This window comes from Novosphingobium aromaticivorans DSM 12444 (assembly GCF_000013325.1).
Lineage (GTDB): Bacteria > Pseudomonadota > Alphaproteobacteria > Sphingomonadales > Sphingomonadaceae > Novosphingobium > Novosphingobium aromaticivorans.
In genome coordinates, this window is record NC_007794.1 from 3,036,462 (window position 1) to 3,056,258 (window position 19,797).

Annotated in this window: 15 protein-coding genes; 7 read left to right on the forward strand and 8 right to left on the reverse strand. The window is 67.2% G+C overall.

The genetic code is table 11. From position 1 onward, the window contains the following. Positions 1-6: 6 nt before the first annotated feature. The 5 genes from SARO_RS14265 to SARO_RS14285 all read right to left on the reverse strand — a co-directional run bounded on the left by SARO_RS14265 (position 7) and on the right by SARO_RS14285 (position 4,354). Positions 7-849 (reverse strand): class III extradiol dioxygenase subunit beta, encoded by an 843-nt coding sequence (locus SARO_RS14265; protein WP_011446452.1) that lies wholly within the window; start codon positions 847-849, stop codon positions 7-9. A 1-nt stretch (position 850) separates the two neighbouring features. Further along, positions 851-1,288, reverse strand: a complete 438-nt coding sequence (gene ligA / locus SARO_RS14270) for a protocatechuate 4,5-dioxygenase subunit alpha (RefSeq protein WP_011446453.1) — start codon at positions 1,286-1,288, stop codon at positions 851-853. Further along, entirely contained in the window at positions 1,285-2,310 is a 1,026-nt protein-coding gene (locus SARO_RS14275) for an amidohydrolase family protein (protein ID WP_011446454.1), read from the reverse strand. Before SARO_RS14275 ends, ligA begins: the two co-directional genes overlap by 4 nt. Continuing rightward, positions 2,307-3,140 carry an NAD(P)-dependent oxidoreductase gene (locus SARO_RS14280; protein WP_011446455.1) on the reverse strand — a complete coding sequence of 278 codons (834 nt, stop codon included), beginning with the start codon at positions 3,138-3,140 and terminating at the stop codon, positions 2,307-2,309. The genes SARO_RS14275 and SARO_RS14280 overlap by 4 nt, the downstream gene beginning before the upstream one ends. A 62-nt stretch (positions 3,141-3,202) precedes the next feature. Then, positions 3,203-4,354 carry a LysR family transcriptional regulator gene (locus tag SARO_RS14285; protein WP_011446456.1) on the reverse strand — a complete coding sequence of 384 codons (1,152 nt, stop codon included), beginning with the start codon at positions 4,352-4,354 and terminating at the stop codon, positions 3,203-3,205. Positions 4,355-4,460: 106 nt separating this feature from the next. Between SARO_RS14285 and ligK the strand changes: the two genes are divergently transcribed. The 6 genes from ligK (at position 4,461) to SARO_RS14315 (ending at position 10,318) form a co-directional block, all read left to right on the forward strand. Further along, the gene (gene ligK / locus SARO_RS14290; protein ID WP_041551256.1) at positions 4,461-5,135 is read left to right on the forward strand and encodes a 4-carboxy-4-hydroxy-2-oxoadipate aldolase/oxaloacetate decarboxylase; all 675 of its coding nucleotides are present in this window, start codon (positions 4,461-4,463) and stop codon (positions 5,133-5,135) included. 147 nt (positions 5,136-5,282) lie between these two features. Then, a complete protein-coding gene (locus SARO_RS14295) occupies positions 5,283-6,341 on the forward strand; it encodes a 4-oxalomesaconate tautomerase (RefSeq protein WP_011446458.1) in 1,059 nt (352 codons plus the stop codon). Continuing rightward, entirely contained in the window at positions 6,338-7,228 is an 891-nt protein-coding gene (locus SARO_RS14300; RefSeq protein WP_011446459.1) for an amidohydrolase family protein, read from the forward strand. Before SARO_RS14295 ends, SARO_RS14300 begins: the two co-directional genes overlap by 4 nt. 26 nt (positions 7,229-7,254) lie before the next feature. Continuing rightward, positions 7,255-7,671 carry a secondary thiamine-phosphate synthase enzyme YjbQ gene (locus tag SARO_RS14305; RefSeq protein WP_041551258.1) on the forward strand — a complete coding sequence of 139 codons (417 nt, stop codon included), beginning with the start codon at positions 7,255-7,257 and terminating at the stop codon, positions 7,669-7,671. A 188-nt stretch (positions 7,672-7,859) separates the two neighbouring features. Next, complete coding sequence (locus SARO_RS14310; protein WP_011446461.1) at positions 7,860-9,923, forward strand: methyl-accepting chemotaxis protein; 2,064 nt, start codon at positions 7,860-7,862, stop codon at positions 9,921-9,923. Between the two features lie 50 nt (positions 9,924-9,973). After that, positions 9,974-10,318 carry an energy transducer TonB gene (locus SARO_RS14315; RefSeq protein WP_011446462.1) on the forward strand — a complete coding sequence of 115 codons (345 nt, stop codon included), beginning with the start codon at positions 9,974-9,976 and terminating at the stop codon, positions 10,316-10,318. A 71-nt stretch (positions 10,319-10,389) separates the two neighbouring features. Here SARO_RS14315 and SARO_RS14320 read toward each other — a convergent pair whose 3' ends face one another. From SARO_RS14320 to SARO_RS14330, 3 genes are all read right to left on the reverse strand, one after another. After that, entirely contained in the window at positions 10,390-11,658 is a 1,269-nt protein-coding gene (locus SARO_RS14320; protein ID WP_011446463.1) for a metal-dependent hydrolase family protein, read from the reverse strand. Positions 11,659-12,303: 645 nt separating this feature from the next. Beyond that, on the reverse strand, positions 12,304-14,883 hold the full coding sequence (clpB, locus tag SARO_RS14325; protein ID WP_011446464.1) for an ATP-dependent chaperone ClpB: 2,580 nt from the start codon (positions 14,881-14,883) through the stop codon (positions 12,304-12,306). Between the two features lie 190 nt (positions 14,884-15,073). After that, complete coding sequence (locus SARO_RS14330; protein ID WP_011446465.1) at positions 15,074-16,693, reverse strand: M28 family metallopeptidase; 1,620 nt, start codon at positions 16,691-16,693, stop codon at positions 15,074-15,076. Positions 16,694-16,904: 211 nt separating this feature from the next. Here SARO_RS14330 and SARO_RS14335 point away from each other — a divergent pair, with 211 nt between their 5' ends. Next, entirely contained in the window at positions 16,905-19,763 is a 2,859-nt protein-coding gene (locus SARO_RS14335; protein WP_011446466.1) for a M16 family metallopeptidase, read from the forward strand. Positions 19,764-19,797 lie beyond the last annotated feature (34 nt).

Consider the following 19,797-nt stretch of genomic DNA (forward strand, 5'->3'; position numbering starts at 1 on the left):
GGTCAGTCAGTCCGCGGGCTCGAGCACGATGTGCCCGATCGCGGTGTTGCTGCAGGGAATGTGGTAATGGCGGTTCAGGCGCTTGACCTTCTTGCCGAGCGCGCCGCGCATGATCAGCCACATGACCATCTCGATGCCTTCCGAGCCGGTCTCGCGCAGGTATTCGATATGCGGAATGTAGCGGACATCGTCGTTGTCCGATTCCAGCATGTCGAGGAACTTGTTGTCCCACTCGCGGTTGAGCAGGCCGGCGCGCGGGCCCTGGAGCTGGTGGCTCATGCCGCCCGTGCCCCAGATCTGCACGTTGAGGTCCTCGGGGAAGCTTTCCACCGCGCGGGCGATCGCCTCGCCCAGCGCCCAGCAGCGGTTGCCCGACGGCACCGGATAGGTGACGACGTTCACCGCCAGCGGCACGACCTTGCACGGCCACTTCTCGGGCTGGCCGAACATCATCGAGAGCGGCACGGTCAGGCCGTGGTCCACATCCATCTCGTTGATGATGGTCATGTCGAAATCGTCGAGGATCAGGCTCTGCGCGATGTGCCAGGCAAGGTCGGCATGGCCTTCCACGTCGGGCACCGGGCGCGGGCCCCAGCCTTCATCGGCCGACTTGTAGTGCTCGCCGCAGCCGATTGCGAAGGTCGGGATGATGTTCGCGTCGAATGCCGAAGCGTGGTCGTTGTAGACCAGAATGACCACATCGGGCTTCTCGCGCTTTTCCCATTCGCGGGTCCATTCATAACCCTTGAAGATCGGGCCGAAATAGTCGTCCTGCCACTTGCCCTGATCAACAGCGACACCCAGCAGCGGAACGTGGCTGGAGCCAACGCCAGCGGTTATGCGGGCCATATCAATAGCCTCCCTTGATCGATCGGTTGCCTTCGGGCTTGCGTCCGCCGTCCAGCATCATCTGGCGGTATTCCGGCCAGGTCATGTCGGTCATCGTGCTGACCGCCTCGGCGAACGGCAGTCCGTCCGAGGAGAACAGCTTCGACAGGAAATAGACGTTGCCGCCAAGGTCGAGCAGGCGGTTGTAGTCCCGCGCGAGCAGCGCTTCCTTGGCCTCCTCGCTGATCTTCCATTCGTCAAGATAGGCCCGCTCGTTCGCCTTGAACCGCTCGCGGTTCTCCGGCTTCATCAGGCTCATCGCGAACTGGTTGATCCAGTACCCCTTGCGGGCGCGGGCAGCGGTATAGATGCGCGTGCCGGGGATGTCCTCGAACTCGGCGAGGTACTCGTGGATGTTCTGCACAGGCTTGGGCTTATCGGTCGAGCTGTTGTCAGTCACAGGCCCCTCTCCTTCAGCTTGGCGTCGAGGCGCGGGAACACGCGGCGCGCGTTGCCCTCGAAGATCGCGTGGCGTTCAGCATCGCTGATGTCGAGCGCGTCGACATAGCGCTTGGTGTCGTCGAAATAGAACCCGGTCGTCGGATCGATCCCGCGCACCGCGCCGACCATTTCCGATCCGAACAGGATGTTCTTGTTCTCGATCACGTCGGCCAGCAGGTTGATCCCGGGCTGGTGATAGACGCAGGTGTCGAAGAACACGTTGTTCATCAGGTGCGTGTCGAGGCCGGGCTTCTTCAGCATGTCGGCCAGCCCGCGATAGCGTCCCCAGTGATAGGGCACCGCGCCGCCGCCATGCGGGATGATGAAGCGCAGGGTCGGGAACCTGCTGAACAGGTCGCCCTCCAGAAGCTGCATGAACGCGATGGTGTCGGCCGCGATGTAGTAGCCGCCTGTCGCGTGCATCGCCGGGTTGCACGAACCCGAGACGTGGATCATCGCCGGAACGTCCAGCTCGACCATCTTCTCGTAGAACGGGAACCAGTATTCGTCCGTCAGGGGAGGATGCTTGAAGTGCCCGCCGCCCGGATCGGGATTGAGGTTGCAGCCGATGAAGCCCAGTTCGTTCACGCAGCGCTCCAGCTCCGCGATGGAGCTGGTCATGTCCGCTTCCGGCGACTGCGGCAGCATGCACACGCCCGCGAAGGTCTCGGGGTAGAGCCGGACCACGCGCGCGATCAGGTCGTTGCAGACCTGCGCCCACTTCACCGCGACCGACTGGTCGCCCACATGCGGCGCCATCGCGCTCGCGCGGGGGGAAAAGATCGTCATGTCCGCGCCGCGCTCCTTGAGCAGGCGCAACTGGTTGCTCTCGATCGTCTCGCGGATCTCGTCGTCTGAGATCTCGGGATAGGGCGGGCACTCGGTCCCGGCCTTGAATGCGGCCTTCTGCTTCTCGCGCCACTCGTCGTGCGCCTTCGGCAGCACGGTGTAGTGACCGTGGCAGTCGATGATCATGGTCATGCGACTTCAGTCCTCTCAAGTTTGAACTCTATGGTCTTGCCCGCCTGCTCGCGCTGGCGCCTCACCGTCCCGCCGGTCATCACCGGCTCGACGCCCAGCGATTCCAGCGTCTTGGCTGACTCTTCCATCTCTGCGGCGCGGCGGAGCCCGTGGGTCGTCATCCGCTCGATGTTGTATTCCGCGCGCACGAACCAGCTCTCGTGCTTCTCGCTGGCGTCGAGCGAGGACAGCACCTCGTCCACCACGCCCGCCCTGGTCGCCGCCAGCATCATCTCGGCGGTCAGCGCCTCGATGCCCTTGACCATGACCGAGCGGATCATCTTGATCGCGCTGGCGCGGCCCACCTCGTCGCCGACCACCCTCGTCTTGGCAAAGCCTGCCGCGCGCAGCCGCGCCTCGGCTTCGGTCGCATCGGGGCCCGAGATCAGCAGCGGCACGTTCATCCGCGCGGGGTTCACCGGTGCCAGGACCGCCACGTCGACATAGCGCCCGCCGGCTGCCTCGATGGCCCTTGCCGCCGCACGCTTGGTATCGGGCGCCACCGAATTCATGTCGCACCAGATCGCGCCCGCCTTGAGCAGGTCGGCAAAGTCCTGCGCCGCCGGCAAGGCCGAATCCGCCGTGACCAGCGACAGCACGATATCCGCGTCGGACAGCGCATCCTCGGCCGTCGCACAGGCAACGACGCCCGCCTCTTCCATCACCTTGCGGCGCGCGGGCAGCAGGTCGAACGCCAGCGCGGCCGATTCCCAGCCGGCGGCCTTGGCAAAGGTCGACCCGGCCTCACCGAAGCCGATCAGGGCGATTGTGAACTCAGGAACGCTCTCCATGGCAGCGGTCCTGCGTCGGCCGCGCCAAAGGAACAAATGCAAACATCGCCCAAGGTATAAATTTATGCAAAGCCTTCTGCGGCCACTTCGCGCAGGAGGGCCGCGAAGGCCGCCTGCGGCGCGGTCGGCCGCCAACCCTCGCGCGTAGTGATGCCGATGGTCCGCATGACCGGCACCGGCGGCGGCAGCGTGGCAAGGACGCCCGCATCCAGTTCCACCGCCAGTTGCGCCGGGGAAAGCAGCGTCAGCGCATCCGATCCCAGCAGCAATTGCCGAACCGTCAGCACCGATCCGCACTCGATCCCCACGTGCGGCGGCTCGGCCCCGGCGGAGCGCATCATGCCTTCCCAGTAGTGCCGCAGCGGCGTGTCGCTGGCGGGTAGTATCCACGGAAAGCGCGCCAGCGCCGCCCCATCCACCGCGCCCGTCAGCAAGGGATGCCCGCTGCGCATTACCAGCGCAGGCTGATCCTCGAACACCGCCTCTTGCCGCAGGTCATCGAGCGAAGACGCATCGCGAAGCGCGCCGAGCATCAGGTCCACTTCGCCATCGCGCAGCGGCCCGGAAAGCTCGGCGTGGCTCCCTTCCACCACCGCCACGTCCACTCCGGGAAAGGCGGCGGCGAAGCGCAGGATCGTCGCGGGCAGCCACCGCGCCCTGCTGAGCGGCATGGCTCCCACGACGACGCGGCCCGCCGCCTTGCCCTGCCACGCAGCAACTTCGGCAAGGCCGGAGCGCAGTTCCGCCATGGCAAGGCCGAACCCGCGTGCTCGCCGCTCGCCCGCTGGCGTCAGCATGACTGAACGCCCGCGCCGGTCCACCAGCCGCTGCCCCAGCGCCACCGAAAGATCCGCCACCGCACGGTGCAAGGATGCCGACGACAGCCCCGTCGCCTCCGCCGCCACGGCATAGGACCCTGCACGAGCCAGCGCGAGAAAGGCCCGCACCTGCGTTCCCGTCACCCTCGGCGAACCGACATGGGCAATCGCGGCCTCGGCACGCGGCGCCAGCAGCAGCGCGGGCTCGGTCGGCGCCATGCCCGCGGGCCCGCGCTCGAACAGCGCGCAGCCGAGGTCAGCCTCCAGCCGCGCGATGGCCTGGGTCAGCGCCGGCTGTGTCAGGTTCACCGCCCGCGCCGCCCGCGTCACGCTGCCGTGGCGCACCGTTGCGGCGAAGGCGGCGATGTGCCTGATGTTGATCGCGTGCAGGGCCATGCCTGATCACTTAGCATTTCCTTATGGGCCGGGGCAAACAATGCATTGGTTCCCTGCGGTCCGCAGTTCCATGGAACGCGCGAAGATCTTTCATCGGGAGCCGGAAATGTCGGGTATCGTCGTCCAGAACATCGAGCGTGCCGATCCAGCCGTGATCGACGGCCTTGCCGCCTGCGGCGTCGCCACCGTCCACGAAGCGCAGGGGCGCACCGGCCTCCTCGCTTCCTACATGCGCCCGATCTATCGCGGCGCGCGCATCGCTGGCTCCGCCGTCACCATCAGCGCCCCTCCGGGCGACAACTGGATGGTCCACGTCGCGATCGAACAGCTCCAGGCCGGTGACATCCTGCTGCTCGGCCCCACTTCGCCTTGCGAGGACGGCTACTTCGGCGACCTTCTCGCCACCAGCGCACAGGCACGCGGTTGCCGCGGCCTCGTGATCGACGCCGGCGTGCGCGACGTGCGCGACCTCACCGAAATGCAGTTCCCCGTCTGGTCCAAGGCAATCTACGCGCAGGGTACGGTGAAGAACACGCTCGGCAGCGTCAACGTGCCCGTGGTCTGCGCCAACGCGCTGGTGAACCCCGGCGACGTGATCGTGGCCGACGACGACGGCGTGTGCGTGGTCCCGCGTGAAAAGGCTGCCGAAGTGCTGAAGGCCGCGCAGGCCCGCGAAGCCAACGAAGGCGAAAAGCGCGAGAAGCTCGCCGCCGGCGTCCTCGGCCTCGACATGTACAAGATGCGCGAACGCCTCGAGAAGGAAGGCCTGAAGTACGTCTGAGGACAGGCGGGGCATCAATCGCCCCTCCACCGTTCGTGTCGAGCGAAGTCGAGACACGGGCGCGCAGGTGTCTCGACTTCCGGCCTCCCGGGCCGGAAGCTTATTAGGAGCCCGGACGAAGGGCTCGACACGAACGGAGCGAATGGCATGAGTTCACATTCAGCCCCCTGCATGTGGATGCGCGGCGGCACGTCGAAGGGCGGCTATTTCCTCAAGGACGACCTGCCGCAGGACACCGCGCAGCGCGACGCCTTCCTGCTCGCCATGATGGGCAGCCCCGATCCCGTCCAGATCGACGGCATGGGCGGCGCCGATCCGCTGACCAGCAAGGTCGCGGTCGTAGCCAAGTCCACCCGCGACGGCATCGACGTCGATTACCTGTTCCTGCAGGTCTTCGTCGATCAGGCCATCGTCACCGACGCGCAGAACTGCGGCAACATCCTTGCCGGCGTCGGCCCCTTCGCCATCGAGCGCGGCCTTGTCGCCGCCACTGGCGATGAAACCCGCGTCGCGATCTACATGGAGAACACAGGGCAAGTCGCCGTCGCAACGGTCAGCACGCCGGGCGGAAACGTCACCTACCAGGGCGATGCGAAGATCGACGGCGTCCCCGGCTCGCACGCCCCCGTCCCGCTCGAATTCCGCGACACCGCCGGCTCTTCCTGCGGCGCGCTCCTGCCCACCGGCAACGCGGTCGACGTGGTGAACGGCGTTGCCGTCACCCTGATCGACAACGGCATGCCCTGCGTGGTGATGAAGGCGCAGGACCTCGGCATCACCGGCTACGAGGACCGCGACTGGCTCGACAATGCAACCGAGCTGAAATCCAGGATCGAGGCGATCCGCCTGATTGTCGGCCCGATGATGAACCTCGGCGACGTCAAGGAAAAGTCGGTCCCCAAGATGATGCTCGTCGCGCCTCCCAAGCACGGCGGCGCGGTGACGGTGCGCAGCTTCATCCCCCATCGTGCCCACGCGACCATCGGCGTACTGGGCGCGGTCAGCGTCGCCACCGCCTGCCTCATCCCCGGCTCCCCCGCCGCCGAGGTTGCCGAGATCCCGGAGGGCAACCGCAAGCTGCTCTCGGTCGAACACCCGACCGGGGAAATGAGCTGCGTCCTCGAGACGGACGACAAGGGCGAAGTCCGCACCGCCGCCCTGCTGCGCACCGCGCGCAAGCTGATGGATGGAGTAGTATTCGCATGACCGACCAGAACCGCATCGTAAGCTGGCACGCCAATCCGTCGAAGCCGCGCTACACCCCGCCGCCGGGCGCGGTCGACGCGCATTGCCACGTCTTCGGCCCGATGGCGCAGTTCCCCTTCTCGGCCAAGGCCAAGTACCTGCCCGAGGACGCCGGCCCCGACATGCTCTTCGCCCTGCGCGACCACCTCGGCTTCGAGCGCAACGTGATCGTCCAGGCAAGCTGCCACGGCACCGACAACGCCGCCACGCTTGATGCCATCGCCAGGTCGAACGGAAAGGCGCGCGGCGTCGCCGTCGTCGATCCCGCCATCTCGGAGACGGACCTCCAGGCTCTCCACGAAGGCGGCATCCGCGGCATCCGCTTCAACTTCCTCAAGCGCCTCGTCGACGATGCGCCCAAGGACAAGTTCCTCGAAGTCGCCCGGCGCCTGCCCAAGGGTTGGCACGTCGTGATCTATTTCGAGGCCGACATCCTCGAGGAACTGCGTCCGTTCATGGATGCGATCCCCGTGCCGCTGGTCATCGACCACATGGGCCGCCCCGATGTCCGCCAGGGCCCCGACGGCGCCGACATGAAGGCCTTCCGCAACTTCCTGAACAGCCGCGACGACATCTGGTTCAAGGCCACCTGCCCCGACCGGCTCGACGCGATCAAGGAAGGCGGCGCGGGCGATCCGTGGAACGCCTTTGCCGATGCCGTCGCGCCGCTCGTTGCCGACTACCAGGACCGGGTCCTGTGGGGGACCGACTGGCCGCACCCCAACATGGACACCGAGATCCCCGACGACGGCCATCTCGTCGACATGATCCCCCGCATCGCCCCGACCGAGGAACTGCAACGCAAGCTCCTCGTCGACAATCCGATGCGGCTCTACTGGGCCGACTGATCCGTGGTATGGATTGGCGCATGACATTGCGCCAATCCGCCACCGAACTCCTGATCCCCACCCCCGGCCGGGGCCTGCACGAAATCACCCGCGAGGTGACCCGCTGGGTTGCGGGGCAGGGGATGAATACCGGCCTCCTCACCCTGTTCTGCCGCCACACCTCGGCCTCGCTCACCGTCCAGGAAAACGCCGCCGCCGAAGTGCGCGACGACATCGTCCGCTGGCTCGACCGCGTCGCCCCGGAGGATGCGGCCTATGCGCACGACGACGAGGGGCCGGACGACATGCCCGCCCATCTAAAGTCCGTGCTCACCGGCGTCAGCCTTTCCGTGCCGGTAATCGACGGCCGCCCGGCTTTGGGCACATGGCAGGGCATCTACCTTTGCGAACACCGCAGGGCGCCCCACCGGCGCCGCATTACCCTGCACCTGCTGGGCGATTGACGTCCGTTTACCATCCTGACCCGCCGCCAGGGGGACGATCGGGGCGAAGTCGCGTTGCCCGCCGGTCATACTCTTGGTTAAAATCCTTGCACCCCGACTGCGCACCAATACGGGCCACCAGCCTTACCTAAGATTCCATTCCCCTCGCTACGACAGGCAGCGTGCCGACAGGCTTTCGGGGAATGAAAATGTTCAAGTTCAATATCTCGGCCAAGTTCATATCCGCATTTGCGCTGCTTCTGGCGGTGATGGCGGGCATGGGGCTCTTTGCCGTATCGAAGATCGGTGAAGTCAACGTCATCGCGGCGGAGCAGCGGGACCGCTGGATGCCCGCCGCAGCCACGCTGGGTGATATCCACGCCTTCACGTCGCAATACCGCCTCAAGCAGGACGAGATGCTCAACGCCACCTCGCCGGCGGCGATGGAGCGCAGCCAGAAGCTCATGCGCAACGCACGGGCTGCCATCGACGACAGCCTGGCCCAGTTCGAAAAGCTCGCTTCGACGCCCGAACAGAAGGGCGCGGTCGCCACGATCAGGGAATCATGGGCTCGCCTGCTTGAACAGGACCAGACCATGCAGGCCATGGCGCTTTCGGGCGACCAGGCCGGCGCACAGGCCATGCACAACAGCGAAGGCCTCGATTCCTTCTACGCCGTCGAGGACGCCATCCTCGCCGCGATCGAGGTCAACCAGAAGGCCGCGGATGCCGTCTCCGCCCAGAGCGAGGAAATCTACGCCTCGGCGCGGACCTTCACCTTCGGCATCATCGGCCTCGGCCTGCTCGCGGCGCTTTCCCTGCTCGTCTTCCTCATGCGCAACATCGCCCGCCCCCTCGTCAACATGTCGGAAGCGGTTGTCCGCCTGACCTCCGGCGACCACAGCATCGCCGTTCCGGGCCTGGGCCGCACCGACGAGCTGGGCAGCCTGGCCCGCGCGCTCGACCAGTTCCGCGATGTCTTCGCCTCCGATCACGCCCGCGCCGAAACAGAAAAGGCCCGCGCGCGCGAGACGCAGGTCACCATCGACGCCATCGGTAGCGGCCTCACCGCCCTGGCCGAAGGCGACCTCACCTTCCGCGTGGCCGAGAACGGCAGCGGCGCCCTTGCCAAGCTCCATGTCGACTACAACGCCGCCGTCGCCTCGCTCGAACGCGTGCTCGGCAAGATCGTCGACGGCTGCAACACCATCAAGCTCGGCACCGACGAAATCGCCAGCGCCGCGACGGACCTTGCCCTGCGCACCGAACAGCAGGCCACCTCGCTTGCCGAAACCTCGCGCACGCTCAGCGAATTCACCGGCTCGGTGAAGACCACCGCCGACAACGCGCGCCAGACGAGTTCGCGCCTGACCGTCGCGCGCAACACCGCGGACAGCGTGGGCGATACCGCCAACCGCGCGGTCGCCGCCATGCGCTCCATCGAAAGCAGCTCACGCGAGATGGCAGAGATTGTCGGCGTGATCGATGGCATCGCCTTCCAGACCAACCTGCTCGCGCTCAATGCCGGGGTCGAGGCCGCCCGCGCGGGCGATGCCGGCAAGGGCTTCGCGGTCGTCGCCACCGAAGTGCGCGCGCTCGCCCAGCGCTCGGCCGATGCCGCGCGCTCGATCCGCGACCTCATCGGCAAGAGCACCGACGAGATCAGCGGCGGCGTCGCGCTGGTGGAATCCAGCGGCGAGGCGCTGCGTCAGATCGTCACCGAAGTCAGCGCCGTCTCGGCCCTGGTCGAGGAGATCGCCGAAGCGGCAGGCCAGCAGGCCGCCGGCATTGCCGACATCTCGGCCATGGTCGGCTCGATGGACGCCTTCACCCAGCAGAACGCGGCCATGGTCGAGGAAAGCTCGGCCGGAACCCGCAACCTTGCCTCGGAAACGCTTTCGCTGGTCGACCAGCTCGGGCGCTTCCGGCTCGCCACGGTCGGACAGGCTGCGGAGGACCGGTTCGAAGACGCGCCCGCCCCGGCCCGTCATTCCGGCTTCGGCGCCTTCGACGCGTTCGACGCGGCCCAGGTCGACGATTCCGACGAAGCCCCGGCCTTGAGATCGCCCTCCTCGTACGAACCGGTGGCAATCGCCGATGAGCGCCCCCGGCCAGCCGCCCCGGTCGCCGCCCCGGTCGCCGCTCCGCCTCCGCCTCCGGCCCCGGCCCCGGCCCCGCCTCCCCCGCCGGCAAAGCCACGGGCGGCCCGCGCGGCACCTTCGCGTGGCGGCGCAGCGGTCAAGCTCGACGAGGACGACTGGTCGGAATTCTGACCACCACATCCAGATCATGAAAACCCAGCAGCACCTAAGGAAGTAAAGCCATGAAGACATTTGCACGACTTGCTCTCGGCGTAACTGCGCTGGCGCTCTCGGCCACCACCGCCTTCGCGCAGGCCGCAGACTGGCAGAAGCAGGTAAGCCGCATCATCGCATCGAAGCAGACCTACCCCCGCACGGCCCAGATGCGCGGCGAGGAAGGGACAGCGCGCGTCAAGGTCTACATCGGCGCGGGCGGCGCCATCGAGCGGACGGAACTGGTTTCCGCCTCGGGCTCGACGTCGCTGGACAAGGAAGCGCTCGCCATGCCGACCCGCGCCGGAACCGTGCCTCCGCCGCCGGGCGGGGCGACCGCGGTGATCGTGCCCTTCACCTGGAAGCTCATGTAACCCGACCCTGCTGGCCCCTCTCCCTGCCGGCAATCCCCTGGGGGGCGGTCCCGCAAGGCCGCCCCCTCCTTTTAGCGCACCACCTCGCCGCCCTTCATCACGTGCGCGACGTTCTCCAGCACGCTCACGTCGGCCAGCGGATCGCCCGCCACCGCGATCATGTCGGCATAGTGGCCGGGCGACAGCGCGCCCACGTCGCGGCTCCACCCCAGCAGATCGGCCGCCACGGTCGTCGCAGACTGGATCGCCTGCATCGGCGTCATCCCGTATCGCACCATGTACCTGAACTGTCGCGCGTTCAGCCCGTGCGGAAAGACCCCCGCATCCGTGCCGTAGCTCAACCTGACGCCCGCCTTCACCGCCTTGCGAAAGCCCTCCCGCTGCGCTTCGGTCGTCTCGTCGTTCTTGCGCAGCATGTCGGCGGGCCAGCCATCGCGCTTGCCCACCTCGGCAATGAAGTCGCCGTTGTAGATATCCATGTCGAGCCACACGCCCCGCGCCCTGGCCAGCGCGATCCCTTCGTCGTCGATCAGGCTCGCATGCTCGATCGCCTTGACGCCGGACTGGATGGCAAGCTTGATCCCCGCCGCACCATGGGCATGGGCGGTCACCCATGATCCGCGCTGGCGGGCAACGTCCACCGCCGCCTTCATCATCTCGCCCGAAAGCTCGATCTGCCCCGGCTCGGTCCCCTGCGCCAGCACCGCGCCCGTCGCGATCAACTTGATCGAATCCGCGCCGTTCTGGAACAGCGCATTGACCTTGCGGGTCACGTCGGCCGCATCGTTCACGACGCCCGCGCGCATGTCGGCCGGCACCGTCACGTCGGGCGCGAACCCGGTCACCTCGCCCCCGCCGCCGGGGATCGTAACATAGGCCCCCACCGCGCTCACCCGCGGGCCCGGCACATCTCCCCGGTTGATCGCATTGCGCAGTTCGACGTCGGCATAGGCGCGGAAACTCCCGACATCGTGGACCGTGGTGAAACCGGCCAGCAGCGTTTTCTTCGCATTCCTCGCACCGATGAACCCGATCTCCATCGCCGAATGGAGCAGCGGCTCGGCCACGTTGTTCGATTGCTCCACGTCGGCCAGATGCACATGGCAATCGATCAGCCCCGGCAGGACCGTAAACCCCGACCAGTCCACCACCTTCGCCCCTTGCGGCAACGGCCCGTCCCCCTGCACCGAAACAACCCGCCCGTCCTCGACCGTGAGCACCTGGCCCGTCAGCACCTTGCCCGCCTCGGGGTCGACCAGCCGCCCGGCACGCACGTAAAGCGTCTCGGCACTGGCGGTTGCAGGGATCAGGGCGACAAGCGGAAGCAGATAGCGCAGCATGGGACAGAGACTACCGCCCCCGAACCGGAGCGCAATCTCCCCCTGCCACGCCAATCCAAATGTCGCCCCCTTGACAAAACAAACCAAATAGGTTAAACGCTCCACCCACAGGTCAGGAGAGGGCAACAGGCCACCCCGCTTCTTTCCTTCGGTGGCCGACGCATCGCGAAGGCCCCGGCGTGACCGGCGTGGCAGTGCGCTCTCGGGTTCGATGCAGGGCGTCACGCCCAGCCCCGGGCAAGCAACCGCCAGTGCCGCGGACGAAGGACACCGGGCCGCCCTTGCAGCAGCCCAGCCATCCTTGCGGGCCCGGGACGGCCCTATCGCATGATCCCCGGTCACGTGATCCGCCGTCCTCTCCCCGCAAGCCGCCAGGGAACGGGCCGCATGCGAGCCGCCGTCCGTTGCCGTCCCTCGCCCGATCCACAAGGCTGCGCCGGAACGGGGGCGTACCGCCCTTCCGGCCACTCGCCCAACCGGTACGCGCCCTCCCCGCGCGCGCCATGCACGGCGCCGCGCCGGTCGCGCGATCTGTCCTGCCACAGGCGCAAGGGTCCGCACTCGCCAGCGGATGGGCTTCCGTGCCGCCGATCCATGGGCCCCGGCCCAACGAAAAAGGGGCCGCCGCAGCAGCCCCCTTCCCGTTCATGCGATCACGAAGCTCAGGGCCCCATCGCCCTCGTCGATCCGCACCGTGCTGCCATCGGGCACTTCGCCGCCCAGCAGCTTTTCGGCCAGCGGGTCCTGCAAGTACCGCTGCACGGCCCGCTTCAACGGACGAGCGCCATAGACCGGGTCGTAGCCGACCCGTCCCAGCCAGCGCTTGGCCGCGTCGGTGAGGTCGAGCACGATCTTGCGATCCTTGAGCAGGTTCGCCACGCGGCCCACCTGGATGTCGACGATCGGCGCCATGTGTTCGTGGCCCAGCCGGTGGAACAGGATGATCTCGTCCAGACGGTTGAGGAACTCGGGCCGGAAATGAGCGCGCACGACGTCCATGACTTGCGGCTCGACGCTCTGCACGTCCTGCCCCTCCTCCAGATTGGCGAGGTACTGGCTGCCGAGGTTGCTGGTCAGGATGATCAGCGTGTTGGTGAAGTCCACCACGCGGCCCTGCCCATCGGTCAGGCGCCCGTCGTCGAGCACCTGCAACAGCACATTGAACACGTCCGAGTGCGCCTTCTCGACCTCGTCGAACAGCACGACCTGGTAGGGCCGCCTGCGGATTGCTTCGGTCAGAACGCCGCCTTCATCGTAACCGACATAGCCCGGAGGCGCGCCGATCAGCCGGCTGACGGAGTGCTTTTCCATGAACTCGGACATGTCGATGCGCACCATCGCGTTGTCGTCGTCGAACAGGAAGCCCGCCAGCGCCTTGGTCAGCTCGGTCTTGCCCACGCCCGTGGGGCCCAGGAACAGGAAGCTGCCCAGCGGACGGTTCGGGTCCTGAAGCCCCGCGCGGGCCCGGCGGACGGCCTTGGACACGGCCAGCACCGCATCCTTCTGACCAATCACGCGCTTGCCCAGCGCCTCTTCCATGTGCAGCAGCTTCTCGCGCTCGCCTTCCATCATCCGGTCGACGGGCACGCCGGTCCACTTGCTGACGACGGCGGCGATGTCCTCGGCGGTCACTTCCTCGCGCAGCATCGCGTTCTGGCTCACGCCCTGCGCTTCGGCCAGTTGCCGCTCAAGCTCGGGAATGCGGCCATAGGCAAGCTCGCCGGCCTTCGCCAGGTCGCCGTTGCGCTGCGCCACCTCCAGCTCGCTGCGCGCCGCATCCAGCGCTTCCTTGACCTTGCCCTCGGCGGCGATCTTGTCGCGCTCGTTCTGCCAGCGGGTGGTCAGCTCGGCCGATTGCTGCTCCTGGTTCGCCAGTTCCTCGCGCAGGGTCGCCAGCCGGTCCTTCGACGCCTGGTCGGTCTCCTTCGCAAGCGCCATCTCCTCGATCTTCATCTGGATGATGCGCCGGTCGAGCTTCTCGATTTCCTCGGGCTTGCTTTCCACTTCCATGCGGATGCGGCTCGCCGCCTCGTCCATCAGGTCGATGGCCTTGTCGGGCAGGAAGCGGTCGGAGATGTAGCGGTTCGAAAGCGTCGCCGCAGCCACGATCGCATTGTCGGCAATGCGTACGCCGTGGTGCAGCTCGTACTTGTCCTTGATGCCGCGCAGGATGCTGATCGTGTCCTCGACGGTCGGCTCGCCCACGAATACCGGCTGGAACCGCCGCTGCAGCGCGGGGTCCTTCTCGACGTACTTCTGGTACTCGTCCAGCGTCGTCGCGCCGATGCAGTGCAGTTCGCCGCGCGCCAGGGCTGGCTTGAGCAGGTTGCCCGCGTCCATCGCGCCCTCGCTCTTGCCCGCCCCGATCAGGGTGTGCATCTCGTCGATGAACAGGATGATCTCGCCTTCCGCGCCCTTCACCTCGTCGAGCACGGCCTTCAGGCGCTCCTCGAACTCGCCGCGATACTTCGCACCGGCAATGAGCGAACCCATGTCGAGCGCCATGAGGCGGCGGTCCTTCAGCGAATCCGGCACGTCGCCATTGGCGATGCGCAGCGCGAGGCCTTCGGCGATCGCGGTCTTGCCAACGCCCGGCTCGCCGATCAGCGCCGGGTTGTTCTTGGTGCGCCGGGCGAGGATCTGCACGGTGCGGCGGATCTCCTCGTCACGGCCGATCACCGGGTCGAGCTTGCCCTCGCGCGCCGCCTCGGTCAGGTCGCGCGCGTACTTCTTCATCGCGTCATAGGCGTTTTCCGCGCTCGCGCTGTCCGCCGTGCGACCGCCGCGAAGCTGCGTGATCGCCGCTTCCAGCGCCTGCGCGGTCACGTTCGCGGCCTTGAGCGCCTGCCCCGCCGACGTCGTGGTGGCGAGCGTCAGCGCGACGAGCATGCGCTCGACGGTGACGAAGCTGTCGTTGGACTTGGCCGCGATCTGCTCGGCGGAATCGAGCACGCGCACGGCATCGTTGTCGAGCCCCGGCGTCGCCTGGGCACCCGAACCGGACACCGCCGGGATCTTCGCCAGCGCCTTGTCGACTTCGGTCTGCGCCAGGGCGGCATTGCCGCCCGCGCGCTGGATCAGGCCACTGGCCATGCCCTCGCTGTCTTCCAGCAGGGCCTTGAGGATGTGGTCGGGCGTGATCCGCTGGTGGTTCATGCGGATCGCAACGGTCTGCGCGGCCTGCAGGAAGCCCTTGGCGCGGTCGGTGAATTTCTCGAGGTTCATAAGATCGAGTGTCCTCCTGTTGCGCAAGACATGGTGTGACTTTTTCGCAACACAAGTGCTGCGGTGACGAAAAAGCTATACCCCTCGACAGAAGCGGTTCCTTGACCAAGCGCAAGGGGGTTTGAACCAGAACCATTCGTCATTGCGAGCGCGGCGGAGCCGCTCGCAATGACGAAGATATCAGCCCCCCCTACTTCGCCGGATCGGCCGCCTTCGCCGCGCCCGACGCGAACTCCTTGCCGAAGAAGCTGCCGGCGTACCACCGGGGCCGCTCGTCGCCGTTCGCGAGACCCAGCACGGTGTAGTAGTTGACCTTGGCGAAAAGCGCGCCCGCTTCCCAGTTGAACGGCAACTTCAAGTCGTCGCTCGGCTGGTGGTAATTGGTCTTCAGGAAGTCGCGGAACGCCTTCTCGCCGGGGCCTTCGAAGCCGGTCATCATGAACACCGCCGGCACGCCCTGCTGGACGAAGCGATAGTGGTCCGAACGGGTGAACAGGCCCTCTTCCGGCATGGGGTCGGGCGAAAGCTTGATCCCCGCCTTCTTCGCGGCCTCTGCCACCACCGGCCCCATCGTGGAGTTCTCCGCCCCGAACGCGACGACATCGGAGAACATGTAGGTCAGCACCGGCATGTCGAAGTTGACGAGGCCGACCACTTCGCCTTTCACCAGCGGATTGCGCGCAAGGTAGTCCGAGCCGATCAGCCCGCCCTCCTCACCGGTGAGCGCCGCGAACATGACCGAGCGGCGCGGGCGGTCTCGCGCAACCGCCCTGGCCACCTCCAGCATGGTCGCCACGCCCGAGGCGTTGTCCATCGCGCCGTTGTGCAGCGTGTCCTCGCCCTTGCCGTGAATGCCGATGTGGTCGAGGTGAGCGGTCATGCCGACGAACTCGCCCGCCAGCTTGTCGTCGCTTCCCGGCAGGACCGCGACCACGTTCTCGCTGGTCACGTCCTTCCAGACATTGGCGAACGAGAGGCTGGCCCTGGCCTTCAACGCAAAGCCCCTGGGCCGGCCGCCCTTGCGGTTCGCCTCGGCCAGGACCCTCGCCAGCGGCTTGCCCGAGGCGGCGAAGAGCGGCGCGGCGGCATCGGGATTGAGCGTCGCCGTGCCTCTGATCCCGGTCGCGCGGGCAAAGGCCTTGCCGTCGGCGCCGACCCAGCCCTTGGCCGGGCCGTCCGACATGGCGACGCGCTTGTCCCACGGGCGGCGCGCGCTGTCCTCGGTGGTCGGCACGGTAATGACCGCGATCGCGCCCCGCTTCATCGCCATGACCGCCTTTTCCGAATTGAGATGCGCGCCAAGCTCGCTCGGCGTGCCCTTGGGAAAGCCCGAGAGCACGACCACGATCTTGCCCTTGGCATCCAGCCCCTTGTAGTCGTCGAAGCCGAGGTCCGGACGGTCGAAGCCGAAGCCGGCGAAGACCAGCGGCGCATCCACCGCGACCGCCTTGTCGGTCAGGCTCGGCCGCACCAGCACCTGGGCCGTATCGGACAGCACCGTCTCCTTGCCGCCATAGTTCAGCGCCAGCTTCGGCGCGCCATCGAGCCGCGCCTCGCGCACGGTCAGCTTCTGGTAGAAGGAACCGTCAGGCCCCGCGGGTTTCAGACCCATCGCGACGAACTGCGAGGCGACGTAGCTGGCGGCGATGTCGTAGCCGCGCGAACCCGTGTCGCGGCCTTCCAGAAGATCGTCGGCAAGGAACGTGACGTGGGCCCGCACTGCCTGCGGATCGAAAACCGGTTCCTCCGCCAGCGCTGGCACGGCGGTCGAGGCGAGAAGCATGGCGGAAACGAGCAGCTTGACGTTCATCGGTCTCTCTTTGTTGTTCGTCGAAATGGATCAAACGGTGCCTGCCCATTCGGACCGCGCCCCTTGCACGCGCGCGAACATGGGCACTAGAAAGTTTCCACGCAAACCATTTTGCCGCTGTTCATCGCAGCAGTGCTCTGAAACAACCGCCGAACTTTACCGCCAAACTTTGCGGCCTCGCACCGGTCGCCGCGATCCGAACGGGAACCCCATGCAGCGTACCATTTCCGCCAGCCTGCTTGCTCTTGCCGCCGCCACTGCCGTCACCCTCCCCGCATCCGCCCAGGAAGCGAAGCCCGCGCCGCTCGGCGAACTGGTCGCCAAGGTCCAGATCCCCTACGAAAGCTTCAAGCTTGACAACGGACTGACCGTACTGGTCCATACCGACCGCAAGGCGCCGGTCGTCGCGATATCGGTCTGGTACGGGGTGGGTTCGAAGCACGAGCCCAAGGGCAAGACCGGCTTTGCCCACCTGTTCGAACACCTCATGTTCAACGGCACCGAGAACGTGCCCGGCGACTTCTTCCAGCCGCTCCAGCAGGTCGGCGCGACCGATCTGAACGGCACGACCTGGTTCGACCGCACCAACTATTACCAGACCGTCCCCACCGGCGCGCTCGACCTTGCGCTGATGATGGAATCGGACCGCATGGGCCACCTGCTCGGCGCAGTCACCCAGGAGGTCCTCGACAACCAGCGCGGCGTCGTCCAGAACGAGAAACGCCAGGGCGACAACCAGCCCTTCGGCCTCGTCGAATACGAACAGCTCGAGAACCTCTACCCCTCGGGCCACCCCTATCACCACTCGACCATCGGCTCGATGGCCGACCTCGATTCGGCCAGCCTTGCCGACGTGAAGAGCTGGTTCACCGATCACTACGGCCCCAACAACGCCATCCTCGTGCTGGCGGGCGACATCGATCTGGCGACCGCCCGGGCCAAGGTCGGCAAGTGGTTCGGCGAGATCAAGCCGGGGCCCGCAATCAAGCCCGTCAGCGCCCCGGTGCCGAACCTGCCGGCCCCCGTCGCCAAGACCATCAAGGACCAGGTCGCGACCACGCGCATCTATCGCATGTGGGCGGTGCCGGGGCTCGACAATCCGGACTACCTGCCGCTCGACCTTGCCGCCTCGGTCCTCGGCGGGCTTGCCTCCTCGCGGCTCGACGATGCGCTGGTGCGCCAGCAGAAGGTCGCTGTCTCGGTCCTGGCCGACACCGAGATCTTCGCGCAGGCCGGCCAGTTCGTGGTCAGGGCCGACGTCGTCCCCGGCCAGGACCCGGCCAAGGTCGCCGCAGCGCTCGACGCGGAAATGGCGAAGTTCATCAAGGAAGGCCCCACTGCCGACGAACTGCTGCGCGCGGCAACCTCGGCCACGGCGGGCGAGATCCGCGGGCTGGAGCGCACTGGCGGCGGCAGCGGCAAGGCGCCGACCCTTGCCGAAGGCCTGCTCTACAACGGCGATCCCCAGCACTACCGCAAGGAGCTTGACCGCATCGCCGCGATGAAGCCCACCGAAGTGGCCGCCGCCATGCAGAAGTGGCTGACGCGGCCAGCCTTCTCGCTGACGGTCGAACCCGGCGTGCGAACCGAAGGCGGCGAGGCGCGCGGCGGGTTCTACACCCAAACCGCGACCGGCGCCCGCCCCGCCTACTTCCGTGACCCTGACCTTCCGGCCAAGGGCGCGCCGGTCTCGTCCGTGGCGCCTGCGGACCGCTCGAAGCTGCCGGCGGTGGGCGAGCTGGCCCCGCTCGACTTCCCCGTGATCGAGCGGGCGACGCTGAAGAACGGCATCCCGGTCTATTTCGCGCGCCGCACTGCCGTGCCGACCGTTTCGGTCCGCGTCAGCTTCGATGCAGGTTACGCCGCCGATCCCAAGTCGGCGCTGGGCACCGAATCGCTGCTGCTGAGCCTGATGGACGAAGGCACGCAGAAGCTCGACAGTTCGGCCCTGGCGCGCGAGCGCGAGCGGCTGGGCGCCGCGATCTCGCTTTCGGCGACGAGCGACCTGACCTCGTTCCAGCTCGACGCGCTCGGCCCCAACCTCGCCCCGTCGCTCGGCCTGCTCGCCGACATCGTGCGCCGGCCTGCGCTTGCCCCGGCCGAGATCGAGCGCGTGCGCACCCAGCAACTCGCCGGCATCGCCGCCGAGATGAAGAACCCGCAGGCGCTCGCCTCGCGCGTGCTGGTCCCGGCCATCTACGGCAGCCACCCCTATGCCTTCCCGCCCAGCGGCTCGGGCGATCCGGACGTGGTGAAGAAGCTGACGCGCGAGGACCTGCTGGCCTTCCACGCACGCTGGTTCCGCCCGGATACCGCGCGCATCTTCGTGGTCGGCGACACCACGCTCGATGCCGTGGTCAAGATGCTCGACACCTCGTTCGGGGACTGGAAGGCCAACCGCATGGCCCGTCCGGTCAAGGACTTCTCCGCCGCCGTCGCGCCGTCGAAGTCGCGGGTGATCCTGGTCGACCGGCCCGGCTCGCCGCAGTCGTTCATCATGGCGGGCAAGGTGATCGACGCGAAGGGGACGGACGATCTCGTCGCGCTGGGCACCGCCAACGACATTCTCGGCGGCAACTTTCTCGGCCGCATCAACATGAACCTGCGCGAGAACAAGGGCTGGAGCTATGGCACCTGGAACGGGGTTTCCGAACCGCTCGACCGGGTTCGCTTCCAGGTCATCGCCCCGGTCCAGGCGGACCGCACCGGCGATGCGCTGGTCGAGATCAAGCGCGAGATCGACCAGTTCACCAGCACGAAGGGGGTGAGCGCGGAAGAGCTGGACTGGTCGACCAAGGGCAGCGCCCGCGAACTGCCCGGCATGTTCGAGACGAGCGCCGCGGTACTCGACGGCATGGCCAAGGTGGTCAACTACAAGCGCCCGGACAACTGGTACGAAACGCTGGCCGACCGCTATGGCAAGATGACCGTTGCCGAAGCCGACAAGGCCTTCCGCGACAAGATCGGCAGCGAGGGCATGGTGTGGGTCGTCGTGGGCGACGCCGCCAAGGTCCGGCCCCAGCTCGACACGTTCGGCCTGCCGGTCGAGGAAATGGCCGCGCCGCAATAGGCCATGCGCGCCCCTTCCCCGACCGGGAAGGGGC